This is a genomic window from Lentzea sp. CA-135723 (assembly GCF_050936595.1).
Taxonomy (GTDB): Bacteria; Actinomycetota; Actinomycetes; order Mycobacteriales; family Pseudonocardiaceae; genus Lentzea.
The window spans coordinates 612220-636923 of the sequence record NZ_JBNJMK010000001.1 but is presented as its reverse complement, the minus strand read 5'-3'; the positions used below and the strand labels follow the sequence as shown (position 1 = coordinate 636923).

The window sequence follows — 24704 nt, the reverse complement described above, 5'->3', positions numbered from 1 at the left end:
CGTCAGAGCCAGTCCGCCTCGATCCCCTGGGCGCGCAACGACTTCAGCGCCTCCTCGTCGCCCGTGTAGAGCAGCGTCATCGACTTCAGGTTGGGAAAGTGCCGCACGTCGGCGAACTCGTGGACGTCGAACAGCCCGTCCTCGCCGTCCCAGCCCGGCGCGATCTCGAGGTAGATCTCGTTGCCGCCGTCCAGGTAGATCTCGGTGATCTTCTCCGCGAGCCCGGCCGGGACCTCCAGCGCCGCGAAGTAGGCGAGTGCCTCAGGGACCGCCCCGAAACCGCCGTCGTCGTAGTCGAAGCCCTGCTCGGCGGCGTACTCGACCAGGGTGAACTTCGGCAGCAGCCCCTGGTTGTACATCAGCTCCTGGACGACGGCGAGCTTGAAGTTGGCGTCGGTGAAGGCGATCGGCTGGCTCATACCCCCAACCGTATGTCAGCGCCTTCCGAACAATTAGGTCGCCGCCAGTCTTCTTCTGCCCTGCCGCACTCTCAGTGGACATCGCCACGAGGTCCTTCCCACACTCGGTGGAAGTGAGCGTTCATCGGCTACGGGTCGTCTTGGCAGATGGGAAGAGGATGGCGCAGCAGACCGAGTTCACACCCGCACTGCTCGACTACGTCAGGGCGGTGTCGTTGCGGGACGACGACATCTTGGAGGAGTTGCGGCAGGAGACCGCCGACCTGCCGATGGGCCAGGCGATGCAGATCATGGCCGAGGAAGGTCAGTTCCTCGGGCTGCTCGTCGGGCTGACGCAGGCGCGGACGGTCGTCGAGGTCGGCACGTTCACCGGGTACAGCACGCTCTGCATGGCCCGGGCGCTGCCGCCCGGCGGGCGGCTGGTCACGCTGGACATCTCGGAGAAGTGGCCGATGATCGCCGAACCGCACTGGGAACGGGCCGGCGTGTCCGACCGGATCGAGGTGCGGATCGGGATGGCGGAACAGCTGCTGGCCGACCTGGTCGAGCAGAACGGGCCGGACACGGTCGACCTGGTGTTCGTGGACGCCGACAAAGCGAGTTACCAGGCCTACTACGAGCACGCGTTGCGCCTGGTGCGGCCGGGCGGGCTGATCGTGCTGGACAACATGGTGTTCTTCGGCCGCGTCATCGACGACGACCTCCAGGACGAGGACACCGTCGCCGTGCGGGAGCTCAACTCGTTCCTGCTCGACGACGAACGGGTGGAGCTGGCCCTGCTGCCGATGGCGGACGGCATCACGTTGGCCCGCAAGAAGTAGCAGCCGCCGAGGGTTCCGTCTCACCAGGCCGGAATGTCTGCTGAGACCGCTAGTCGAGGCGTGCTACCCGATGCCGCTTCGTCCGGTTCTGCACTAATTTTCGGTGGAGTTCCATGCACAGCAACCAGTTGATCCGAACGAGGGAGTGTGCAGGTGACTGATCCCGGGAAGCGAGCGATCGCTGTCATCGGAGCCGGTGTGATGGGGGTCGGCATCACCACACTCGCCGTGGGCAACGGTGTGCGGGTGGTCCTCCTGGACAACGACCAGGCCGCTCTCGACAAGGCGCGGCACACCATCGAGTTCCAGTTGCGGCACGCGCACATGATGGGCGCCCTGCCGGCGGACGTGGTGCGCGGCGAGGTCGTGACCACCACCTCGATGGACGAACTGTCCGGAGTGGACGCCGTCGTCGAGGCGATCTTCGAGCACAAGGACACGAAGGCGAAGGTCCTGGCCGAGGTGGCGGACGTCGTCGGCGCGGACGCCCCGCTGATCACGAACACCTCCGGCATCCCCGTCGACGAGCTCGCCCTGGCGTTGCCGCGGCGGGAACAGCTGGTGGGCACGCACTTCATGAACCCGGCGTACCTGATCGACCTCGTCGAGGTCGTGCAGGGCCGCTACACCAGCGCCGCGACCGTGGACGGTCTGCAGGCGTTGCTGGGGCGGCTGAACCGGCGTGCCGTCGTGGTGCGGGACTCACCGGGCTTCGTCACCAGCAGGCTGTTGCACCCCATGCTCAACGACGCCGCGCGGCTGGTCGGCGAGCAGGTGGCGACGGCCGAGGACGTGGACGCGTTGATGGTGGGCTGTCTGGGCCACCGGACCGGCCCGCTGCGCACCGCCGACCTGATCGGCCTGGACAACCTCGCCGACTCGCTCGTGGCGCTCTACGAACGAACCGGTGAACAGCGGTACCTGCCGTGCGACCAGTTGTTGGCGAAAGTGCGCGACGGCGACCTCGGTCACAAGTCGGGCAGCGGTTTTTACCAGTACAGGGAGACTTTGTCGTGACGATCGACCAGAGCATGTCGACCTCCACCGTCGAGAGCAACGTCCAGGCGTACCTGGAGAACAAGCTGAAGACCACTGTGGACCCGGCCCAGGACCTGATGGCGAGCGGGCTCGTCTCGTCCATGTTCGCGATGCAGCTGGTCGTCTTCCTGGAGTCCACGTTCGGCGTCGCGGTCGTCGGCTCGGACCTCAAGCTCGACAACTTCCGGAGCGTGCGGTCGATGACCGCCCTGGTGGAGCGCCTGCGGGACGCCGGCAACGATGGCTGACCACCTCTCCGACGCGCGTGCCCTGATCGGCAAGCTCATCGGTGACCAGGCGGACGCCTGGGACCTGGCCGGCACGCTGCCGATGCCGCTCCTGCGCGAGCTGAGCTCACGCGGACTGCTGTGCGCGCAGGTGCCCGCGCAGTACGGCGGCCTCGGGATGAGCAGCCTGGACAACGGTGAGCTCACCGCCTACACGGGCAGCCTGTGCAGTTCGGTGCGCAGCGTGCAGACCTCGCACGGGATGTCCGCCTGGACGATCGGCAGGCTCGGTGACGCCGCTCAGCGGCGCACCTACCTGCCGGTGCTGGCGACGGGCGGCCTGGCCGCGATCTGCTTCAGCGAACCGGACGCGGGCAGCGATCTCTCGGGCATCGGCACCGTGATCGAGCCCGACGGTGACGACGTCGTCGTCACCGGCACGAAGACGTGGATCACCGCGGCCGCGTACGCCGACCTCCTGCTGGTCGTCGGCAGGTTCGGTGACGGTGCCGCGGTCGTCGTCGTGCCGCGGGACACGCCCGGCATGCGGGTCGAGCCCGTCGCCCATCCGGCAGGGTGCCGGGCGGCCGGGCACTCCGAGGTCCTGCTCGACTCGGTGCGACTGCCGGCCGACGCGGTGCTCGGCGGAGGCGGCCTGAGCCTGCCGATGGTGGTCACCACCGCGCTGACCTACGGACGGATGTCCGTCGCCTGGGGCTGTGTCGGCATCCTCCGCGCCTGTCTGCGCGAAGCGACCGCCCACGCGGCGAGCAGGTCCCAGTTCGGCACGCCGCTCGCCGAACACCAGTTGGTGGCCAAGCGACTGGCCGACCTCTTCGTCGGCGAGCAGGTGGCCACGCTGAGCTGCGCGCACGCCAGCCGTTGCTGGGACTCGGGTGATCCCGAGCTGGGAATGGCGGCCGTGTTCGCCAAGCACGTCAGTTCCACCAACGCCGCGCAGGCAGCCGCTTCCGCGATGCAGGTGCTGGCTTCCCGGGCCGCGCACGGCGGCACGGTGATCGACCGCGCGTACCGGGACGCGAAGCTCATGGAGATCATCGAGGGCACCAGCGAGATCTGTCAGCTCCTGCTCGCAGAGCAGGCGATGGCTGCGGGAGGTATGGATGTCTGAACTCCAGTCGCAGGTCAAGTGTCTCGTCTGGGACCTGGACAACACGCTGTGGCAGGGCACCTTGCTGGAGGACGGCGAAGTTCACCTGCGCCCGGAGGTGCTCGACGTCATCACCACGCTGGACTCGCGGGGCATCCTGCAGTCGGTCTCCAGCAAGAACGACCACGACCTCGCCTGGGCGCGGCTCGAGGAACTGGGCGTCGCCGAGTACTTCGTGCTGCCGGCGATCAACTGGGGTCCCAAGTCCGACTCCGTTCGTGCCATCGCCGACCAGCTGAAGTTCGCGCACTCCGCGATCGCGTTCATCGACGACCGGCCCACCGAACGCGCCGAGGTCGAGTACCACCTGCCGGAGGTGCGGTGCTACTCGCACACGCAGGTGCTGGAACTGCCGGACCGGCCGGAGTTCACGCCGGTCACGATCACCGAGGACTCCCGCCGGCGGCGCCAGATGTACCAGGCGAACTTCCGCCGCGACGCCGCGCAGACCGCGTTCGGCGGTCCTGACGAGGGCTTCCTGCGCACGCTGGACCTGGAGATGCGGATCGCTCAGGCAGAGCCGCGGGACCTCGGCAGGGTCGAGGAGCTCACGTTGCGCACCAGCCAGATGAACGCGACCGGGGTGCACTACTCGGACGCCGCGTTGCGGGAGCTGTGCTCGGACCCCGAGCACGAGGTCCTGGTGATCAGCATGTCCGACCGGTTCGGCCCGCACGGCGCCGTGGGTGTGTTGCTGCTGGCCAGGAACACCGATTTCTGGCAGCTCAAGCTGCTCGCCACGTCGTGCCGGGTCGTGCAGTTCGGCGCGGGTGCCGCGATCCTGAACTGGCTCGTCGACCGCGCCGCGCGGGCGGGCGTGCACCTGGTCGCCGACTTCCGGCAGACCGAACGCAACCGGATGATGGAGATCGCCTACCGCTTCGCCGGGTTCACCACCGATCCGTGCGACTGCACGGCGGGAGCGGACCTCGGTGCGGCGGAGCAGGTGCAGCACCTGCACCTGGTTCCGGAAGAACGGGCTCTGCCGGACACGATGCGGCTCATCGCGGAGTTCGCCACCAACAGCGGCCACCGCTGATCGTTCACCGGCCCGTCCACCAACTGCGAAAGCTCATTAGGCGCGCGGTGATTTCTTGCGCAGTCCCCGCGCGCACCTGGAGGGGTCGATGAACCAGCCTGGTACCGGGATCGCCGTCGTCGGGTTGTCCTGCCGGATGCCGGGCGCGGACGGGCCCGGCGCGTTGTGGGACCTGCTGCGCGGCGGCAGGGACGCGCTCACCGACCCGCCGCCGGGCAGGCCGGGTGCGCGCGGCGGCTATCTCGCTGACGTCGAAGGGTTCGACGCGGACTTCTTCGCCGTCCCCGCCCGGCGGGCGAAGGCGATGGACCCGCAGCAGCGCCTCCTGCTGGAACTGGCGTGGGAGGCGTTGGAGGACGCGGGCACGATTCCGGCCTCGTTGCGGGAGAAGGCGGTCGGCGTGTTCGTGGGCGCGATCGCCGACGACCACGCGAAGCTCGGCCACGAGATCGGCGGCCACACGCTGACCGGCACCAGCCGTGCCCTGATCGCCAACAACGTGTCGCACTTCCTCGGGTTGCGCGGCCCGAGCATGGTGGTGGACAGCGGGCAGTCGTCGTCGCTGGTGGCGGTGCACCTGGCGGTGGAGTCGTTGCTGCGCGGGGAGTCCGAGGTCGCCCTGGTCGGCGGCGTGCAGCTCAACCTCGGACTGGACGGCACCACGGTCGCCGACCGGTTCGGCGCCCTGTCGCCGGACGGGCGGTGCTTCACCTTCGACGCGCGCGCTAACGGGTTCGTCCGCGGCGAGGGCGGCGGCGTGGTCGTGCTGAAGCCCTTGGTGCGGGCGCTGGCCGACGGCGACGTGCCGTACTGCGTCATCCGGGGCAGCGCGGTCAACAACGACGGCGCGAGCGCCACCCTGACCTCGCCGGACGTCCAGGCGCAGGAGGCGGTGCTGCGCGCGGCGTACGCGCGGGCGGGGATCGCGCCGGGCGCGGTGGACTTCGTTGAGCTGCACGGCACCGGCACGAAGGTGGGCGACCCGGTGGAGGCCGCGGCGCTGGGCGCGGTGCTGGGGTCGGCGCGCGGCGCGGACCGGCCGTTGCTCGTGGGGTCGGTGAAGACGAACATCGGGCACCTGGAGGGTGCGGCGGGTGTCGCCGGGTTGCTGAAAGCCGTGCTGGCGCTGCGGCACCAGGCCGTCCCGCCCAGCCTGAACTTCGAGAACCCCTCCCCCGACATCGACTTCGCCGCGACCAACCTTCAGGTGGCGCGCGAGGTGATCGAGCTCGCCGGGCCTTCGGTGGCCGGTGTGTCGTCGTTCGGTGTCGGTGGCACGAACTGTCACGTGGTGCTGACCTCGTGGACCGCGCCGGAGCTTGTCGGGTCCACTGTGGACTTCGCAGTGCCGTGGACGGTGTCCGGGACGAGCGAGGCCGCGGTGCGTGCGCAGGCCTTGGCGCTGCTGGACCTGGACGGCTCGCCGGCCGACATCGGGTTCTCGCTGGCCGGGTCGCGGACGGCGTTCTCCCACCGCGCCGCTGTCGTCGGCGCGGACCTTTCGACGTTGCGGACGGGGTTGCAGGCGATCGTCGACGGCACGCCCGCACCCGGCGTGACGCGCGGGTCCGACGCCGGATCGCCGCAGCCGGTGTTCGTGTTCCCCGGTCAGGGTTCGCAGTGGGTCGGGATGGGCCTCGACCTGCTGGAGACGTGCCCGGCGTTCCGGGACCGGATGGCCGAGTGCGACGCGGCGCTGTCGTCCTATGTGGACTGTTCGGTGGCCGGCGTGCTGGGCGACGCGGACGCGCTGGCCCAGGTGGAGGTGCTGCAACCGGCGCTGTGGGCGGTGATGGTGTCGCTGGCGGCGGCGTGGTCGTCGTTCGGGGTGCGGCCCGCGGCGGTCGTGGGGCACTCGCAGGGCGAGATCGCGGCGGCTTGCGCGATCGGGGCGCTCTCACTGAACGACGGGGCGCGGCTCATCACGCAGCGCAGCCGGATCGCCGCGGAACTGCTGGCCGAGTCCGGGCGCATGGCGCACCTCGCGCTGGGCGAGGAGCAGGTCGCCGAGTGGCTGACCCGCCACGACGGGTTGGTGACGGTCGCGGCGGTGAACGGTCCGTCGTCGGTGGTGGTGACCGGTGACGTGGCGGCGACGGAGGACCTGGTCGCGGCGGTGTCGGCGACGGGGGTCAAGGCGCGGCTGGTGAGCGCGGCGTACGCGTCGCATTCGCCGCAGGTGGAGCTTGCCCGGGAGCCTTTGCTGGCGGCGTTCGCACCCGTCAGGCCCAACTCTTCCTCGGTGCCGTTCTACTCGACGGTGACCGGCGGATCGCTGGACACCGCTCGTCTCGACGCGGACTACTGGTACCGCAACGCCCGTGAGCCGGTCGACTTCCACGGCGTCGTGCAGCGGTTGCTGGGCGAGCACGCGGTGTTCGTGGAGATGAGCCCGCACGCGGTGCTGGCCGGTTCCATCGAGGAGTCCGGCGGGGTGGCGATCGGGTCGCTGCGCCGGGACCAGGGCGGTCTGGAGCGGCTGCTGCTGTCGGTGGCGTCCGCGCACGCGCACGGCGTGGCGGTCGACTGGTCGCCGGCCTTCCCCGGCGCGCACCGCGTCGCCCTGCCCACGTACGCCTTCCAGCGCACTCTGCACGGCGGCGAGAAGTCCACTAAGGACACTGCCGCTCCGTTGCCCCGCAAGCTTTCCGGCCTGGACGACCGCGAACGTGGACGTGCCGTCGCTTCGTGGGTGCGCGGGCAGGCCGCGGCGGTGCTCGGCGGGCCGGTCGACCCGGCGCGGACGTTCAAGGAGCAGGGCTTCGACTCGATGGCCGCGACGGAGCTGCGCAACCTGCTCAGCACCGACGCCGGCCTCGCGCTGCCCACCACGGTCACGTTCAACCACCCGACCCCCGACCGCCTCGCCGCGCACCTCGACGCGGAACTGCGCGGCGTCCGCCACGAGGTGACCGCCCGGCCGTCCGCGCCGCTGGACGACGACCCGGTGGTCATCGTCGGCATGGCGTGCCGGCTGCCCGGCGACGTCCGTTCCCCCGACGACCTGTGGCAGCTGCTCCTCGACGGCGGCGACGCGCTGTCCGGGTTCCCGGCCGACCGCGGCTGGGACCTCGACGAGGGACTTCCGGGAAGGGGCGGTTTCCTGCACGACGCCGCCGACTTCGACGCCGGCTTCTTCGGCATCAGCCCGCGTGAGGCGCGGTCGATGGACCCGCAGCAACGCCTGCTGCTGGAGACCACGTGGGAGGCGATGGAACGCGCAGGGCTCGACCCGGCGGCGGTCGACGGCGACGAGGTGGGCGTGTTCGTCGGCGCGATGCACCAGGACTACGGGCCTGGGCTGCGCGCGGACGACGGCGGCTTCGCGCTGACGGGAACGTCGGCGAGCGTGCTCTCCGGCCGGCTCGCCTACCAGTTCGGCTTCCGCGGCCCGACGATGACGGTGGACACCGCGTGCTCGTCGTCGCTGGTGGCACTGCACCAGGCGGCACTGGCGCTGCGCGCGGGCGAGTGCGCCACGGCACTGGTCGGCGGCGTGACGGTGATGTCCGAGCCGGGCCTGTTCGCCGAGTTCGCCCGGCAGGGCGGCCTGTCGCCGACCGGCCGGTGCGGCTCGTTCTCCGCCGACGCGGACGGCACCGCCTGGTCGGAGGGCGTCGGCGTCCTGGTGCTGCAACGACTGTCCGAAGCGCGGCGCCTGGGTTCGGACGTGCTGGCGGTGGTGCGGTCGAGCGCGGTGAACTCCGACGGCGCGTCGAACGGCCTGACCGCACCGAACGGCCTCGCCCAGGAGGCGGTGATCCGCCGCGCGCTGGCCGCAGGAGAGTTGACGCCCGCCGACGTGGACGCGGTGGAGGCGCACGGCACCGGAACCGTGCTGGGCGACCCGATCGAGGCACACGCACTTTTGGCCACCTACGGCCACAACCGGGAGGGACGGCCGCTGCTGCTGGGTTCGGTGAAGTCGAACCTGGGGCACGCGCAGGCCGCGGCGGGCGTGGTCGGCGTGATCAAGACGGTGCTCGCGCTGCGGCACGGACTGCTGCCGAAGACGGTGCACGTCAGCTCGCCGACGCCGAAGGTGGACTGGGCGGCGGGCGGCGTGGCGCTGCTGACCGAGGCGGTGCCGTGGCCGGAGACGGGGCGGGCGCGGCGGGCGGGCGTGTCGTCGTTCGGCATCAGCGGCACGAACGCGCACGCGATCATCGAGCAGGCTCCGCCCGCCGACGCGCCGGAGCAGACTCCGCCTTCCGCGGTACCTGTGAGCGCGCCGCTCGTCCTCTCCGGCAAGGACCCGGCCGCCGTGCGCGACCTGGCACGAGGTCTGCTCCCACTCGTCGGCACCGCCGAACCCGCCGATCTCGCGTGGTCGTTGGCCGCGCGGCACCGGTTCGAGCACCGTGCGGTCGTCGTCGGCGACGCGCGGGCCGGGCTCGCGGCCGTGGCCGACGGGGCGCCGGGCGTCATCGAGGGCGTGGCGAAGGCGGACGGGTTGCTCGGCGTGGTGTTCGCCGGGCAGGGGGCGCAGCGCGTCGGGATGGGCGTGGAGCTCCGCCGCCGCTTCCCCGTGTTCGCGGCGGCGCTCGACCAGGTCCTGGAAGTGGTCGGCCGGCCTGTGTGGGACGCGGTGGTCGGCGGGGCCGGGCTGGATCGGACGGAGATCGCGCAGCCCGCGCTGTTCGCGGTGGAGGTGGCGCTGTACCGGCTCGTTGAGTCGTGGGGTGTGCGCGCGGACTTCCTGGTGGGGCATTCGGTCGGGGAGATCGCGGCGGCGCACGTGGCCGGGGTGTTGTCCCTGGAGGACGCGGGTGCGTTGGTCACGGCGCGTGGCCGGTTGATGCAGGCGCTGCCCGAGGGTGGCGCGATGGTGGCGGTTCGGGCCGGTGAGGACGAGGTTCGTCCGTTGCTGACGCCCGGTGTGGCCATCGCGGCGGTGAACGGGCCCGGTGCGGTGGTGGTGTCCGGGGTTGAGGCAGAGGTCTTGGCGCTCGGTGAGCGGTTCGCTGGTCGCGCGCAGCGGTTGCGGGTCAGTCATGCGTTCCACTCCCCCGCCATGGACGGGATGCTCGACGCCTTCGCCGAGGTGGCCGGGCGCTGCACGTTCCACCCGGCGGCGATCCCGGTCGTCTCCACCGTCACCGGCGAGGCCGGTGGACTGTCCACACCGGACTACTGGGTGCGGCAGGTGCGCGAGGCCGTGCGGTTCGCCGACGCGGTGAAGGCGGTGCAGGACGCGGGGGTGAACCGGTTCCTCGAACTCGGGCCGGACGGCAGCCTCGCCGCGCACGTCCAGGACAGCGCACCGAACGCGCTCGTGGTTTCCGCGCTGCGCAAGAACTTGAGCGAAGAAGAGGCGCTGCTGACGGCGCTCGCGCGCTTGCACACCGACGGCGTTGACGTGCGCTGGGACGCGCTCGTGCCCGGCGGCAGGCGGATCGAGCTGCCCACGTATCCGTTCCAGCGCAACCGGTACTGGTTCGACTCGTCCGATGTGGACGGCAAGGTGCTGCGCCAGGAGTGGCAGCCGGTGCCGTCCGGGCCGGAGCTCCCGGTCAGCGACTTCGACGCCCTGCTGGCTCAGGACGGTCCGCTCCCGGACGCCGTGCTGGTCGCTGTCGACTCGCCCGAGCTGCCGGTGCCGGAGGCCGTCCGCGCGGTCACCTCGCGCGTGCTCGCGCAGGTCCAGACGTGGCTCGACGACCCCAGGACCGCGCGCTCGAAGCTGGTGTTCCGCACCCGGCACGCGGCCGAGCAGGTCACGGACCTCGCCGCCGCGGCCGCGTGGGGCCTGGTGCGGGCCGCGCAGGACGAGCACCCGGACCGGTTCGCGCTGATCGACACCGACGGCCCGGCCCCGCTGACCGGTGAACCCGAGATCGTCGTGCGCGACGGTGCACCGCGCGCGCTGCGCCTGGTCGAGGCACGCGCCACGGGTACCGCGCGCTGGTCGGGCACCACGCTGATCACCGGTGGCACGGGGGCGCTCGGCGCCCTGCTGGCCCGCCACCTCGTCACCCGGCACGGCGTCCGCGACCTGGTGCTGGTCAGCCGGCGGGGCCCGGACGCCCCGCCGGCGGGCCCGCTCGCCGCGGAGCTCACCGCCCTTGGCGCTCGCGTGCGGGTCGTGGCCTGCGACGTCGCCGACCGCGACGCCGCCGAACGGCTGCTCGACGGCCTTCCCGACCTGGCCGCCGTCGTGCACACCGCCGGCACCCTCGACGCGGGCGTCATCTCGTCGATGACCCCGGCGAAGCTCGACACCGTGTTGCGTCCCAAGGCCGACGCCGCCTGGCACCTGCACGACCTGACGAAGGACCGCGACCTGTCCGCGTTCGTCCTGTACTCGTCGTTCCTGGGCACGGCCGGCGGCGCGGGCGAGGGCAACTACGCCGCCGCGAACGCCTTCCTCGACGGGCTCGCCCGGCACCGCCGCGGCCTCGGTCTGCCCGCGGTGTCGCTGGCCTGGGGCCTGTGGGACGCCGGCATGGTGGCCTCGGCCGACGTCGGCAGGCTGGCCCGCGCCGGGCTGCTGCCGATGTCCCCCGACCTCGGCCTGCGCCTGTTCGACGCCGCCCTGGGCACCGGCGCGGCCGTCGCCTACCCGGCACGTCTCGACACCACCGCGGTGGCCAGGCGGGCAACGAGCACGCCCGCGCTGCGCGGCTTCGTCCGTGCCGAACCGGCCTCCGAGCGGGTCGCCGCGAACGGCCGCACCGAGCTGCTCGACCTCGTGCGCGGTGAGGCCGCCGCGGTGCTCGGGCACGCCTCGGCCGACGGGATCGCCGCCGGGAAGTCGTTCCACGACCTGGGTTTCCAGTCCGTCACCGCGTTGGAGCTGCGCAACCGGGTGGCCGCGGCCACCGGGCTGACGCTGCCCAGCTCGGTCGTCTACGACTACCCGAGTCCCCGCGACCTGGCCGGGCACCTGTCCGCCCGGCTCGCGGGCGACGACGCGGAGGTCATCGCCGACAGCACCGCACCCGCCGACGAACCGATCGCGATCATCGGCATGAGCTGCCGCTTCCCCGGCGGCGTCGGCAACCCGGAACAGCTGTGGGACCTCGTCACCGCGGGCGGCGACGCGATCAGCCCGTTCCCCACCGATCGCGGCTGGAACCCGCACCTGCACCACCCCGACCCCGACCGGCCGGGCACCACCTACACCACCGGCGGTGGCTTCCTCGACGACGCCGCGGGCTTCGACGCCGCGTTCTTCGGCATCTCCCCCAAGGAGGCGCTGTCGATGGACCCGCAGCAGCGGTTGCTGCTGGAGACGTCGTGGGAGGCGTTCGAACGGGCGGGCATCGACCCGGAGACCGTGCGCGGCGACAGCGTCGGCACGTACATCGGCTCCAGCCACCAGGCGTACGCCGCGCACGACGACGGCGCGGAGGGCTACCGCACCATCGGCACCCACCCGAGCCTGCTGTCCGGGCGCATCGCCTACGCGCTCGGGCTGACCGGACCCGCGCTCACCGTCGACACGGCGTGCTCCTCCTCGTTGGTGGCGCTGCACCTCGCGTGCCGGTCGCTGCGGTCCGGGGAGAGCTCGCTGGCGCTGGCAGGCGGTGCGACCGTGCTGGCAGACCCGGACGTGTTCGTGTCCTTCGGGCGGCAACGCGTGCTGGCCGCGGACGGGCGGTGCAAGGCGTTCTCCGCCGGCGCCGACGGCATGACGTTCGCCGAGGGCGTCGGGGTGCTCCTGCTGGCCCGCCTGTCCGACGCGCTGCGCGACGGGCATCCGGTGCTGGCGGTGGTCCGCGGAACGGCGGTGAACTCCGACGGCGCGTCCAACGGGCTCACCGCGCCCAGCGGCCCGGCGCAGCAGCGGGTGATCCGCTCGGCGCTGGTTGACGCGGGCCTGTCCGCCGGGCAGGTCGACGTGGTCGAGGCGCACGGCACCGGCACGGTGCTGGGCGACCCGATCGAGGCGGGTGCGCTGATCGCCACCTACGGGCGGGAGCGGGAACGGCCGCTGCTGCTGGGTTCGGTGAAGTCGAACATCGGGCACACCCAGTCCGCGGCGGGCGTCGCCGGCGTCATCAAGATGGTCCTGGCGATGCGGCACGGAACGCTCCCCAAGACGCTGCACGTCACCGAACCCACGTCCGAAGTGGACTGGTCGGCGGGAACGGTCGCGCTGCTCACCGAGGAGCGCTCGTGGCCAGCGACCGGTGCGCCACGCCGCTGCGCGGTGTCGTCGTTCGGCATCAGCGGCACGAACGCTCACGCGGTCCTCGAACAGGCCCCCGCCGTCCCGGAAACCGTTGTGCCACGGGCGGTCGCGCCGGTGGCGTGGACGGTGTCGGGACGGACGGCGGAGGCGATGCGGGCGCAGGCCGGGACGTTGCTCGCGCACGTCGACGCTCGGCCAGAGCTGCACGACGCCGACCTGGGGTGGTCGTTGACGGCGGCGCGGACGGCGTTCGAGCACCGGGCGGTCGTCGTCGGCACCGATCCGGCCGAGCTGCGCCGGGGACTGGCGGCACTGGCCGGAGGAAAACCCGATCCCGCCGTGGCGAAGGCGGTCGCCGGCGAACGCGGCGGGCCGGTGTTCGTCTTCGCCGGTCAGGACGCGTTCTGGACCGGGATGGCGCGCGAGTTGCTGGCGTCGTCGCCGGTGTTCGCGGCGAGGCTGGGTGAGTGCGCCGCCGCGCTGGAACCGTTCGTGGACTGGTCACTCCTCGCCGTGGCGCGGGGTGACGAGGACGCGCCGCCTGCCACGCGGGTCGACGTGCTGCAGCCGCTGCTGTGGGCGGTCATGGTGTCGCTGGCGGAGCTGTGGCGTTCGCACGGCGTGGAACCCGCCGCCGTGGTGGGGCATTCGCAGGGCGAGATCGCGGCGGCCTGCGTCGCGGGAGCACTGTCCCTCGAGGACGGTGCGCGGATCTCGGCGTTGCGCAGCAAGCTGATCCGGCGGCGGATGTCCGGGACCGGCGGCATGATGTCGGTGATGGAGGCCGTGGACGTGGTGCGGCCGCTGCTGGGGCCGGTGGACATCGCGGCCGTCAACGGGCCGCGCACGGTCACCGTGTCCGGCTCCGGCGACGACCTGGACGCGATGGAGCGGCGGCTGTCGAAGGCCGGGGTGCCGCGCTGGCGCCTCGCCGGGGTCGACTTCCCCGCGCACTCCGCGCACGTCGCCGAGCTGGAGCACGAACTGCTGGAGCTGCTCTCGGTGGTGCGGCCGCGCGCGTCGTCGGTTCCGTTCTACTCGACGGTGCACGGCCGCCCGGTCGACACCGCCGAGCTGGATGCCGGCTACTGGTACCTCAACCTGCGCAGGCCGGTCGCGTTCGCCGACGCGGTGGCCGCGCTGCTGGCCGACGGGTACAGGACGTTCGTCGAGTCGAGCGCGCACCCGGTGCTGGCGGCGGGCATCCACGACATCGCCGAGGACGCCGGGACCGAGGTCACCGCGATCGGCTCGGTGCGCCGCGACGACGCAGGCCCCGACCGGTTCCTGCGGTCGGTGGGCGAGGCCCACGCGCACGGCCTCGACGTCGACTGGGCCGCGGTGTTCCCCGGCGCGAACAAGGTCGATCTGCCGACGTACTCGTTCCAGCGCGAACGCTTCTGGGCAATGCCGGCTCCGCAACGGTCCGATGTGGACGACTGGTGGTACCGGACGCACTGGACTGCCGTGCCCACACCGGAAGACGTGGCGCTGAGCGGAACCTGGCTGCTGGTCGGTCCCGCGAACGACGACGTGTCGGCCAGCCTCCTCGCGCACGGCGCGAAGGTCCACCACTCGCCACTGGAGCCCGGCGAGGAGCTGGACCTCCCGGACGGCCTCGCCGGCGTCGCCTCGACCCTCGCGGCCGACCGGACGATCGCCCTGGTCCAGGAGCTCGTGCGCCTCGACGTGAGCGTCCCGGTCTGGGCGCTGACGCGGGGCGCGGTCAGCACCTCCCCCGACGACCCGGTGCGCGACCCGCGTCAGGCCCGTGTGCTGGGCGTCGGGTGGACCGCGGCGCTGGAGCACCCCGCGTTGTGGGGCGGCACCGTCGACCTCCCGCCGATCGTGGACGCACACGCCGGCGAGCTGCTCGCCGCCGTTCTGTCCGGTGCCACGGGCGAGGACCAGACCGCGGTGCGGCCACAGGGCATCCTGGCCCGCAGACTCCACCAGGCGCCTGCCCCCGTCCGGCGCTGGTCGCCGCGCGGCACGGCCGTGGTGGTCGGTGACGGCGCGCTCGGCCAGGAGGTCGACGGCTGGCTGGCCGACGCCGGCGCGGAGCACGTCGAGATCGTCAGCGGCGTCGACCCCGGCGGACTCGCGGCCGTGATCTCCCGGCTGGCGGACGAGGGACGGCCGGTGCGGTCGGTGTTCCACGTCGGTGGGGAGATCGCGCTCGCGCCGTTGGCCGAGGTGGACGCCGGCGAGGTCGACGCGGCCATCGCCGCGAAGGTCGACCTGGCGCACGCGCTCGACCGGCTCCTCGACGATGTGGACGCGTTCGTCGTGTTCACGTCCACGACCGGGGTGTGGGGTGCGGGCGGGCACGCGGTGCTCGCCGGGGCCGACGCGGAACTGGTCGCGCTGGCCGAGAGTCGCCGGGAGCGCGGGCTGGCCGCGACCGCGGTGGCGTGGGGGCTGTGGGACGTGCAGCGGTCCGGCGGTCCCGAGGACGAGCGGCTGGAGCGGGGCGGGCTCGGGTTCCTGCCTGCCGAACGAGCACTGGACTGCCTGGCCGGGGCGATCGCCGACGGCGATGCCGCGGTGGTGGTCGCGGACGTGGAGTGGGACCGCTACCTGCCCGCGTTCACGGTGGCCCGGCCGAGCCCGCTGCTCGCCCCGCTCGCCGAGGCGCAGCGCGTCGCCGATGGGCGAACCGTCGCCGGTGGGCGATCCGTCGCCGATGGGCGATCCACCACCGGTGGGCGAACCGTCGCCGGGGCCTGGTCCACCACCGACGGGCGACCCGTCGCTGGGATGCGTCACGCCGCCGATGGGCGATCCACCTCCGAGGCGCTGCTGTCGCACCTCAGCCCGGTGGAGCGGCTGCGGCACCTCGTCGAACTCGTGCGCGCCGAAGCCGCCGCCGCGCTGGGACACGCCTCCGCCGAGTCGATCGACGCGGCGACTCCCTTCCGCGCCCTGGGTTTCGACTCGTTGATCGCCATCGACCTGCGCACCCGGCTGGTCGCCGCGACCGGCCTGTCGCTGCCCACGGCGGCGGTGCTCGCCCATCCGACACCGCAGGCCCTCGCCGAGCACCTGCTCACCCTGGCCGGAACCACGGCCGAGCAGCGCACCGACCTCGTCGCGACCCTGCACCGGCAGGCGATCGAGGCCGGCAACCACGACGGCGCGGAAGCGTTGTTGTTGTCCGTGGCGGCATTGCGGCCCACCTTCGCCAGCGGCGAGTGGACCGTGACCGCCGACCGGCTGCGCGAGGGTTCCGGCGGTCCGAGGCTGGTGTGCGTCGCGCCGATCGTGCCCATCACCGGCCCGCACGCCCACTACGGCCTGGCGGACGCGTTCCCCGGCGACTGGGCGGTCGACTCGCTCACCCCGCCGGGGTTCGCCGAGGAGGAGCCGCTGCCCGCCGACCGCGACGCACTGGTCACCGCCCTCGCCGGCGCGGTGGAGGGAGCGGAACCGCTGGTGCTGCTGGGGATCTCCTCCGGCGGCGTCCTCGCCCACGAGGTCGCGCACCGCCTCGCCGCGGCCGGCCGGGACGTGCGGGCGGTCGTGCTGGTCGACACCTACCTGCTCGACAGTCCCGCCAAGCGGGCGCTGCACCCGGCCCTCTGGCAGGGGCTCTTCGACCGCGAGCACGTCGTCGACGGCTTCGACGGGACGCGGCTCTCGGCGTTCGCCTGGGCCGAGCGGCTGCTGCTCGACTGGCGGCCCGCGGAGGGCCTGCCCACCGTGCTGGTCCGCGCGGGCGAGCCGCTCGGCGGCCTCGCCGGGGACTGGCGCACCGAACTGCCCGGCGTCGCCGCGTTCGCCGACGTCGACGGGGACCACTTCACCATGGTCGAGCACCACCTCGGCGCCACCGCCGGTGTCATCAGGGACCGGCTCGACGCGCTGACCGACGACACGAGGACCCCACGATGACCGCACCGCACCGCATCGGCAAGCACACCCTGGTGTGGCTCGACGGCGACGGCCGCTGGGCGCGCGGCACCAGCGCCGTCGTGCACGACGGCGACGAGGGGCTGCTCGTCAACGCCCGGCGCGACCGCCCGCACACCGAGCAGCTGCTCGAGGCCGCTCGCGCAGCCCTCCCGGACGTCCACATCGGACACCTGGTGGTGACCGACGCCGCCACGCACCGGCACGGCGGGCACGCCGCGCTGGCCGGCGCCGAGGTGCACGTCAGCACCCGCGTCGCCGCCGAGATCGCCGCCGGGCCCGGCCCGGTGACCGCGGAGCCGAACTCGTTGCTGGACACCTACCTGCGCCGCGCGCTCGCCGGGTTCGAGCCGCCGGCACCGGTGTTCGCGCCCGGCACGACGTTCGACGGCTGCACGACGGTCAAGCTGGGCACCGTCCCGGTCGAGCTGATCGACCTGGGCCCCGCGCAGAGCTCCGCCGACACCGCGGTGTGGCTGCCCGACGACGAGACCCTGATCACCGGCGACCTGCTCTCCCCCGGCACCCACCCCGCGCAGTGGTCCGGCTCCACCGAACGCTGGCACGCGGTGTGCGCGGACCTCGCGTCGATGCGGCCCGCCAACGTGGTGCCCGGCCGCGGCCCGCTGACCGGCGTCGCCGGGATCCTCGAGTTCCGCAACTACCTGGAGCACCTGCTGGTCGAGACCCGCCGCCGGTTCGACCGGGGCATGCCGATCGAGGAGACCGCGGTGGACCTGCCCCTGCGGCACTGGGCGGACTGGGGGTGCCGGGAGAACCTGGCCATCACGGTCGCCCACCTCTACCACGAGTTCGGCGGCGACCCGACCCCTCCCGCGGCGGCGCTCACCCTGGCCGCCGAGATCGCCGGGGGCCTGCGCCGCCCGCCGCGGGTGCGTCCGTACGCCCCTGTCGACCGCGACCCGGTCACCGACGAACGGCTGGCGCTCACCGAGGGGGCGAGCGCGATCTGGGACGAGCACCGCGCGCAGACCCCGAACATCCTGCTGGCCCTGGTGCGCCACCCGCACCTCTACGAGCAGACCGTGCCCATCGCCCGCGGCGTCGTGACCGGCGTGCTGCCCGCACGGGACCGGGAGATCGTCATCCTGCGCGGCGCGTGGAACTGCACCGCGCCCTACCAGTGGAACCACCACCTGCCCATCGCCGCCTCGGCGGGCCTGTCCGCCGCCGAGATCGACGCGCTGTCCCACCCGGTCGGCGCGGGCACGTGGTCGCCGCGCGAGCAGGTGCTGATCACCGCGCTGGACGAGCTGCACGAGTGGAGCACCGTCACCGACGAGACCTGGCGGGCGCTGGCCGCGCACTACTCGCCGGTGGAGCTGATCGAGCTGGTCACGCTCTGCGGGGAGTACCGCAAGATCTCGTTCCAGGTGAACGCGTGGCGCATGCCGCTGGAGCCGTGGGCCGGACCGTACCGGCTGCCCAGCGGGTGGCCCGGCGACCGGCCGGGGCGAAGCGGGTAGCGCCCGCGCGGTCGTTGTGCGAAGCGGTGCGGGCGGTGCTTGGCTGGGACCGTGCCCCGCAGAAGCGTCTCCGTGTCCTCCGTCGTGCCCGCGCCCGCCGCCGCCATCTTCGACCTGCTCGCCGACCCGGCCCAGCACCCGCTCATCGACGGGTCCGGCACCGTCCTCGCACCGCGAGAGGGTGCTCCCGGACGGCTCGCGCTCGGGAGCACGTTCGGCATGGACATGAAGATGGGCGTCGGCTACCGGATCGAGAACACCGTGGTGGAGTTCGAGGAGGACCGGCTGATCGCGTGGCGGCACTTCAACGGGCACCGCTGGCGCTGGCAGCTCACGCCGGTGCCCGGCGGCACCGAGGTGACCGAGACGTTCGACTGGTCCACGGCGCGCATGCCGCTGCTGCTCGACCTGTCGCCGTTCCCCCGCCGCAACAAGGCCTCGATGCGGCGGTCGCTGGAACGGCTGGCGGCGCTCTTCGGCACCGCCGCCTGAACCGGCGTGAGCCGGGCCACACCGATCTCGTCGCCTCGCCGTCATGCAGGCGCTCCGCCACGGCCATAGCGTTCTGGGCGGAGTGGTCGACGGCGAAAGGTGATCTCATGCGGTGCACCGCGGTGGTGGCGGCCATGGTCCTCGGCGCGTGTCTGGTCGCCGCACCGGCCTCCGCGGCGGACACCTCGGCCGAGGTGCGGCCGGTCAGCTCGGTCGACCTCCACCGCTACCAGGGTCGCTGGGTGCAGGTGGCGGCGATCCCCCAGCCGTTCCAGGCGCACTGCGTCCGCAACGACAACGCGGTCTACACCCTGCTGCCGGACGGGCAGGTCGAGGTCGTGAACGGGTGCACCCGCGCGGATGGCGTGACGTCCTCGCTGGAGGGCAGGGCGCGCCGGACCGACCCCGCCTCGACGGCGAAGCTCCAGGTGTCGTTCGTCAGGACGGCGGACGGGTGGAGCTTCGACAAGCCGGGGACGTACTGGGTGATCGGCCTCGACCGCGACTACCGCTGGGCGGTGGTCGGCGCGCCCGGCCGCAGGACGGGCTTCGTCATCTCCCGCACCCCGGCACCGTCCAGGAAGGACGTTCTGGGCATGACGAAGGCGTTGCTGCGCAACGGCTACAACCTCTGCGACTTCCGGATCACCGCGCAGGACGGCGGCGCGGCGCAGGCGGGCCCGCTGTGCTCCGCCCACCTGTGAGGACGGGTTCCGCGGGCGACCTCCTGACCGCGGTGGCCCGGGGTGACCGGACGGCGTTCGGCGGGCTGTACGACCGTCTGGGAGCGCTGGTGTTCGGCATCGTGACGGACGCGTTGCGCTCGCCGGCCGGCGCGGTCGACCCGCTCGTGGCCGAGGAAGCGGCCCTCGACGCGTGGACGCACGTCTGGCGGAACGCGCCCGCGCTGCTGCTGCGGTCGCGGCCGCCGTTGACGTCGGCGGAGGCGATCACCTGGATCGCCGAGGCGGTGCGGGAACGTGCTCGTCCGCGATGACGGAAGGGTGGGCGGCGAAGTCATCGCAGCTTCGCCGCCCACCCTGTCGACGCGCGGTGCCGATCAGTCGCCGTAAGGGTTCTGGACCGACACGTGCACGTGGTCGTAGTGACCGCCGGTCACCCCGGACCCGCCGGTGTACGTGCGCCAGCCCTCGGACGCGCGGGCGACGCTCCAGATCTTGCCCTGCCAGATCACGTACCGGACGTCGAGCGCGGCGGCGTACTTCTGCAGCCAGTACGCCAGCTTCCAGCCCTGCGCCTTCTGCGCCTCGGACGGGTAGGAGCCGATCGCGTTCGAGATCGTGCAGTCGAGCGCGTTGCCGGTGTTGTGGTTGCTCGTCGAGGGCTGGCCAGGGCGGTAGTCGCCGACCCAGCACTGCTTCTCACCGGTCAGCCGCGCGATCTGGTCGTCGACGAACTGGGTGCGGGCCGTGGCGCTGGGCGCACGGGTGGCCGCCGACGGGTGCGGGTTGTTCGGCGGTGCCGCGTAGGTGGGGGCCCCACCGCCGGTGCCGCTGTCGTTGAGCCGGTGGGAGGCGTTCTCGTTCTTGAGGCTCGCGCTCAGGTTGACCTTGGCGCCCGCCGCGATGGTCTGCTTGGCACCGCCGTACTCGCTGTTGTAGTAGACCGTGACCGGGCCGGTGGTGCGGTTCCAGGCAGCGGCGGCCTCGTTCTTCACGCACAGGCCCTGGCCGTTGCCCGCGCTCTTGAACTCGTAGCAGCTCGGCTGCGAGTCGCCGTAGTCGGGAATCGAGGTGGTGAAGTCGGAGAGCGAGCCCTGGTGGTCGCTGTTGTAGTACAGGCAGAACTCGCCTGCCTCGCACACCCCGTTGCGGGCCGTCGCCGCGGACGCGGTGGCCGCGCCGAAGGACGCGCTGACCATCGCCCCCATCAACGCCGCGATGGTGATTCGCTGGAACAACCTCATGAGATCTCCTGCTTCTCGGTCCAGGTAGGAAGAACTTGCGCGCTCAGCCGGTGGCGAGCGCCGCGGTCGCGTTGCCGACGCGGACCCGCATCCCGCGCTCGAGCGCGTCGAACTGCTCCGCCCGCTCGGCGATGGCCCGGCGCTGGTAGGCGGTCTCGACGGCGAGCCAGGTGCCGACGATCCCGGTGCGCTGACGGCACGTCACGTCGGTCCTGGCGGTGTCGATCTCGGCCTGCGACGGGGTCTCCGACTCCCAGCGGATGTCGTTGTTGGCCGCCCACACGTCGGCGTAGTCGTAACCGGAGGCGCTCATGCACTGACGCCAGTCCGCCATCGCCTGCCGCACCCGGTCGTCCCGTTGCGCCTGCTCGAACATCTCCTGGTCGAGCCGGATGAGCTCGGCGGCCGGGAGCGCGACGGGCACACCTCGTTCCAGCTCGCGGCGGGCCTGGCCCAGACAGCCGCCCTCGGGGATGCGCTTGCCGCCCACGGACGTCGTGCCCTTGCCCGTGTAGATCATCATCGCGTCGGGCGCGGGCTCCGGCCGGTCCTCCGGCTGCCGCGGCGCGTCCTGCGGCGGGTGGTAGCCCGACCTGGCCGCCCGGTCGGGGTCGGCGAGGCCGTACCGGGAGGAACCCGTGCTCGCGGGCACCGGTGGCGGGTCCGGCGGTGACCAGGCCTGGCCGAAGTCGTGCAGGCACCGCCGCGCCAGCACGGCGGTGGCGCGGTCGATCGTGGTCAGGTCGGCCGGCGAGTGCTGGTACCGGTCGAGCGGCAGGGCGATGTCCAGCGCGGAGTGCACCGGCCGCACCTCGCCCACCGCCGGCGGCGCGGCGGCGACCTCGTTCCGGTCGGCCAGCGTGATCGTGCCGGCCGCGACGACCACGGCGGCGGCGACCAGCCAGATCGCGTGTGCTCGTTTCACAGTTCCCCCTGGGCGATGCGGCGGCCCCGCCCGGGGGACGGTGCCGCCGCCGCTGGTCAGCCGTAGATGGTGCCCGTCTGGCAGTTGGTCGGGTTGAACTTGTGCGAGTTCATCCGGTCGTTGGCGTCACCGCCGATGGACAACGGGATGGTCTGGAAGTTCGGCACGCTGCCGTTCGGGCGGATCCGGAAGCACGGGCCCGCGTAGTTCGAGTTGTAGTAGACGGCGATGTACGAGTTCGCGTCCCTGTTCTGCATGGAGCTGACGTTCTGCTGCGAGCCGTCGCCGCGGTACAGCGAGATGCTCGAGCCGTTGTAGGTGATCTGGCCCCAGTTCGGCCTGCTGTTGAAGTCCTCGCGCTTGAGGCCGGTGTAGTTGGCCGCGGAGTACAGGCAGGCGTAGTCGGCCCGGCAGGCCGCGTTCGCGACGCCCTGGGACGCGACGAGCGACACCCCTGCCACCCCCACGGCGGCGAGCACCGATGCGATCTTCCTCATTGTGTTGCCGTCCCCTCTTCGTGTGGAGAGGCGGCGTGCGCCCCTCCGGCGTGGACGAAGATGCCGGGCCGGCGGCACCGGAAGGCTGAATCCGACCGAATCCGAACGCCGCACCCCGCTGCGCCGCTAGCGTGAACGGCCATGTGCCCCGCACCCGCTCCCCTGCCTGATCCCGGGCAGGCGCTGACGCTCGACGACCTGGTGGAGCGGTTGCGGTTGCTGAAGGTGTGGGCGGGCGGGCCCTCCTACGAGCGGATCACCGCGGCCATCAACGCCGAGTGGGCACGCGAGGGCCGTCCGGAGGCCGAGCTGGCACGCAAGACGACGGTCGTCGACTGCTTCCGGTCGGGGCGCAAGCGGCTCAACGCCGACCTGGTGATCGCGATCGTGCGGGCGCTGCACCCCGACCAGGGCTACGCGGCCCAGTGGCGGCAGGCGTTGCGCGTGGTGGCCGGCGAGGTCGTGATGGCCGCCCAGGTGCGGGTCCACGACCGGCTGCCGGGCGGCGAACCGGGTTTCGTCGGCAGGGAGACCGAGCTGGCGCGGCTGTGCGAGGAGGGCGGGTCGGTCGTGATCTCCGCGCTCGAAGGCATGGCCGGCGTCGGCAAGACGCAGCTGGCGCTCCGCGCGGCGGCCCGGCTCGCCGGCACGCATCCGCGCGTGCTGTTCGTGGACCTGCGCGGGTTCGACCGGAAACAACCGCCCGCGGCGCCGGGCGCGGTGCTGGACGGGTTCCTGCGGCTGCTCGGCGTGCCCGGCACCGAGGTTCCCCACGACCTGCCGTCGCTGGTCGCCGCCTACCGCGAACGGGCGGCGGGTGTGCTGGTCGTGCTGGACAACGCCGCCGACGAGGAGCAGGTGCGGCCTCTGCTGCCCGCTGCGCCGGGCAGCGTCGCGATCATCACGAGCCGCCGCAGCCTGACCGGCCTGCCCGCCGTCACGCATCTGGAGCTGGCCGTCTTCACGGCCGCCGAGGCGGTCGCGTTCCTGGAGCGCGCGGTCGGCGACCTGGCCCTGGGCAACGACCCGAAGGCGTTGTCCCGCATCGCCGAACGGTGCGGTTTCCTGCCGCTCGCGCTCACCCTCATCGTCGGGCACGTCCGCGCGGTCGAGGGCTGGACGCTCACCGACCACGCGGACCGCCTCGACGACCGGCACCAGCGGCAGCGGCTCGACGACGGGGTCCAGCTCGCGCTGGACGCCTCCTACCAGCGGCTGCCGGAGGACCGGCGCCGGGTCCTGCGCCTGGTCGCGCTGCACCCGACCGGCGAGTTCGACGAGTACGGCGCCGCCGCGCTGACGGCCAGGACCTCGACGACACCCGCCGCCACCTGGACGGCCTGCGGCGCGACCACCTCCTCCAGTGCGCGTCCGGGCGGTACTCGTTCCACGACCTGGTGCGCGAGTTCGCGGCCGAACGCGCGTCCGACGAGGACCCGCCCTCGGTGCGGCAGGCGGCCCGCGCCGGTCTGGCCGGCTACCTGCTGGCCACCGCGTCGCTGGCCATGGACGTCCGCTACCCCGCGGACTCCCACCGCCGGCCGCGGGTGGCGGCCGCCAAGACCGCGACGCCGGAGCTCGCCGGCCCGGACGCGGCCCTGGCGTGGCTGGAGGCGGAACGCCCGGCGCTGGTCACGTCCGTCGAGGCCGGTGAACCGCTGAACGCGGTGCAGCTGTCGCTGACGGTGTTCCGCTACCTCAACCGCGACCACTGGAGCGCCGCGCTGACGATGAGCACCGGGGCTCTGGCCGCCGCGCGCACGCTCGGCGACCCGGTCCTGATCGCCAGGACACTGCACGACGTCACCGCCGCCCTGCTCGAACTGGGCAGGCCGGAGGACGCCGTGCCCGTCCTGGAGGAGGCCGCGGACCTGCTGCGCGGCACCGACGACCGCGACGCCGAGATCCGCACGCTGGTCCTGCTCGGCGTCACCGGCACCAGGCTCGGCCGGTTGCGCGAGGCCGCCGAGCACTACCACCGGGCACTGGAGCTGAACCAGGCCACCGGCGACCGGGCCGTGGAGGCCCACACCCTGGTCAACCTGGGCGCGGTGGAGGAACGGCTGGGCCTCAACACGGAGGCCGCGCACCACCTCGAACGGGCGCAGCGCCTGTACGCCGACCTGGGCGACGTGGACGGCGAGGCCTGGGCGACCGACGGCCTCGCCTCGGTGGAGATCGAGCTGGGCCGCTACGAGTCGGCGCTCGACCACTTCACCAGGACCCTGGACATCTACCGGCAGCGCGGCGACGCCGATGCCGAGGCGTGGTGCGTGCAGGGCTTCGGCCTGCTGTTCTCCCGGTGGGGTCAGCGCGACCGGGCGACGCAGGAGTACGGCCGGGCGCTCGCGATGTTCCGGGAACTGGGCGACCGAACCGGCGAGCTCTACGTGCTCAACGGGCTGGGAGAGGTCACCGACGACGTCGCCCTGCTCACCGAGGCCCTGGCGCTGGCCACCGAGCTCAGCTCCGTCGAACAGCAGGCACGGGCCCACGCGGCACTCGGCCGCGCGCTCGGCTCGCGTGAGCACTACGCGCAGGCGGTGGAGCTGTACACCGAGCTGGCGATGCCCGAAGCCGATGCGCTCCGGGCCTTGCTGGCGGCGCCATAG

Annotated in this window: 16 protein-coding genes; 12 read left to right on the top strand and 4 right to left on the bottom strand. The window is 72.7% G+C overall.

From position 1 onward, the window contains the following. Positions 1-2: 2 nt before the first annotated feature. Positions 3-419 (bottom strand): DUF6892 domain-containing protein, encoded by a 417-nt coding sequence (locus ACQEU1_RS02745; protein ID WP_433195839.1) that lies wholly within the window; start codon positions 417-419, stop codon positions 3-5. 158 nt (positions 420-577) lie between these two features. Between ACQEU1_RS02745 and ACQEU1_RS02740 the strand changes: the two genes are divergently transcribed. The 10 genes from ACQEU1_RS02740 (at position 578) to ACQEU1_RS02695 (ending at position 19740) form a co-directional block, all read left to right on the top strand. Next, positions 578-1240 (top strand): O-methyltransferase, encoded by a 663-nt coding sequence (locus tag ACQEU1_RS02740; protein WP_433195837.1) that lies wholly within the window; start codon positions 578-580, stop codon positions 1238-1240. A gap of 153 nt (positions 1241-1393) precedes the next feature. Further along, a complete protein-coding gene (locus tag ACQEU1_RS02735) occupies positions 1394-2257 on the top strand; it encodes a 3-hydroxyacyl-CoA dehydrogenase family protein (protein WP_433195835.1) in 864 nt (287 codons plus the stop codon). Next, positions 2254-2526 carry an acyl carrier protein gene (locus ACQEU1_RS02730; RefSeq protein WP_433195832.1) on the top strand — a complete coding sequence of 91 codons (273 nt, stop codon included), beginning with the start codon at positions 2254-2256 and terminating at the stop codon, positions 2524-2526. Before ACQEU1_RS02735 ends, ACQEU1_RS02730 begins: the two co-directional genes overlap by 4 nt. Next, on the top strand, positions 2519-3637 hold the full coding sequence (locus ACQEU1_RS02725) for an acyl-CoA dehydrogenase family protein (RefSeq protein WP_433195830.1): 1119 nt from the start codon (positions 2519-2521) through the stop codon (positions 3635-3637). Before ACQEU1_RS02730 ends, ACQEU1_RS02725 begins: the two co-directional genes overlap by 8 nt. Continuing rightward, the gene (locus ACQEU1_RS02720; protein WP_433195828.1) at positions 3630-4715 is read left to right on the top strand and encodes an HAD-IIIC family phosphatase; all 1086 of its coding nucleotides are present in this window, start codon (positions 3630-3632) and stop codon (positions 4713-4715) included. The genes ACQEU1_RS02725 and ACQEU1_RS02720 overlap by 8 nt, the downstream gene beginning before the upstream one ends. Before the next feature lie 88 nt (positions 4716-4803). Continuing rightward, complete coding sequence (locus tag ACQEU1_RS02715; RefSeq protein WP_433195825.1) at positions 4804-16746, top strand: SDR family NAD(P)-dependent oxidoreductase; 11943 nt, start codon at positions 4804-4806, stop codon at positions 16744-16746. Continuing rightward, positions 16743-18251, top strand: a complete 1509-nt coding sequence (locus ACQEU1_RS02710; RefSeq protein ID WP_433195823.1) for a carboxymuconolactone decarboxylase family protein — start codon at positions 16743-16745, stop codon at positions 18249-18251. The genes ACQEU1_RS02715 and ACQEU1_RS02710 overlap by 4 nt, the downstream gene beginning before the upstream one ends. Before the next feature lie 51 nt (positions 18252-18302). Further along, on the top strand, positions 18303-18743 hold the full coding sequence (locus tag ACQEU1_RS02705; protein ID WP_433195821.1) for an SRPBCC family protein: 441 nt from the start codon (positions 18303-18305) through the stop codon (positions 18741-18743). A gap of 107 nt (positions 18744-18850) precedes the next feature. Next, positions 18851-19447, top strand: a complete 597-nt coding sequence (locus tag ACQEU1_RS02700; protein ID WP_433195819.1) for a lipocalin family protein — start codon at positions 18851-18853, stop codon at positions 19445-19447. Beyond that, positions 19444-19740 (top strand): hypothetical protein, encoded by a 297-nt coding sequence (locus tag ACQEU1_RS02695; RefSeq protein WP_433195817.1) that lies wholly within the window; start codon positions 19444-19446, stop codon positions 19738-19740. The genes ACQEU1_RS02700 and ACQEU1_RS02695 overlap by 4 nt, the downstream gene beginning before the upstream one ends. 63 nt (positions 19741-19803) lie before the next feature. On the opposite strand, the gene ACQEU1_RS02690 is transcribed toward ACQEU1_RS02695, so the two are convergent. From ACQEU1_RS02690 to ACQEU1_RS02680, 3 genes are read right to left on the bottom strand one after another with little or no spacing between them, the layout of a single operon-like run. After that, on the bottom strand, positions 19804-20670 hold the full coding sequence (locus ACQEU1_RS02690) for a peptidase inhibitor family I36 protein (protein ID WP_433195815.1): 867 nt from the start codon (positions 20668-20670) through the stop codon (positions 19804-19806). A 43-nt stretch (positions 20671-20713) separates the two neighbouring features. Continuing rightward, complete coding sequence (locus tag ACQEU1_RS02685; RefSeq protein ID WP_433195813.1) at positions 20714-21595, bottom strand: hypothetical protein; 882 nt, start codon at positions 21593-21595, stop codon at positions 20714-20716. Positions 21596-21651: 56 nt separating this feature from the next. After that, positions 21652-22092 carry a peptidase inhibitor family I36 protein gene (locus ACQEU1_RS02680; RefSeq protein WP_433195811.1) on the bottom strand — a complete coding sequence of 147 codons (441 nt, stop codon included), beginning with the start codon at positions 22090-22092 and terminating at the stop codon, positions 21652-21654. 141 nt (positions 22093-22233) lie between these two features. Between ACQEU1_RS02680 and ACQEU1_RS02675 the strand changes: the two genes are divergently transcribed. After that, positions 22234-23754 (top strand): hypothetical protein, encoded by a 1521-nt coding sequence (locus ACQEU1_RS02675; RefSeq protein WP_433195809.1) that lies wholly within the window; start codon positions 22234-22236, stop codon positions 23752-23754. Beyond that, complete coding sequence (locus ACQEU1_RS02670; protein WP_433195807.1) at positions 23640-24704, top strand: tetratricopeptide repeat protein; 1065 nt, start codon at positions 23640-23642, stop codon at positions 24702-24704. Before ACQEU1_RS02675 ends, ACQEU1_RS02670 begins: the two co-directional genes overlap by 115 nt.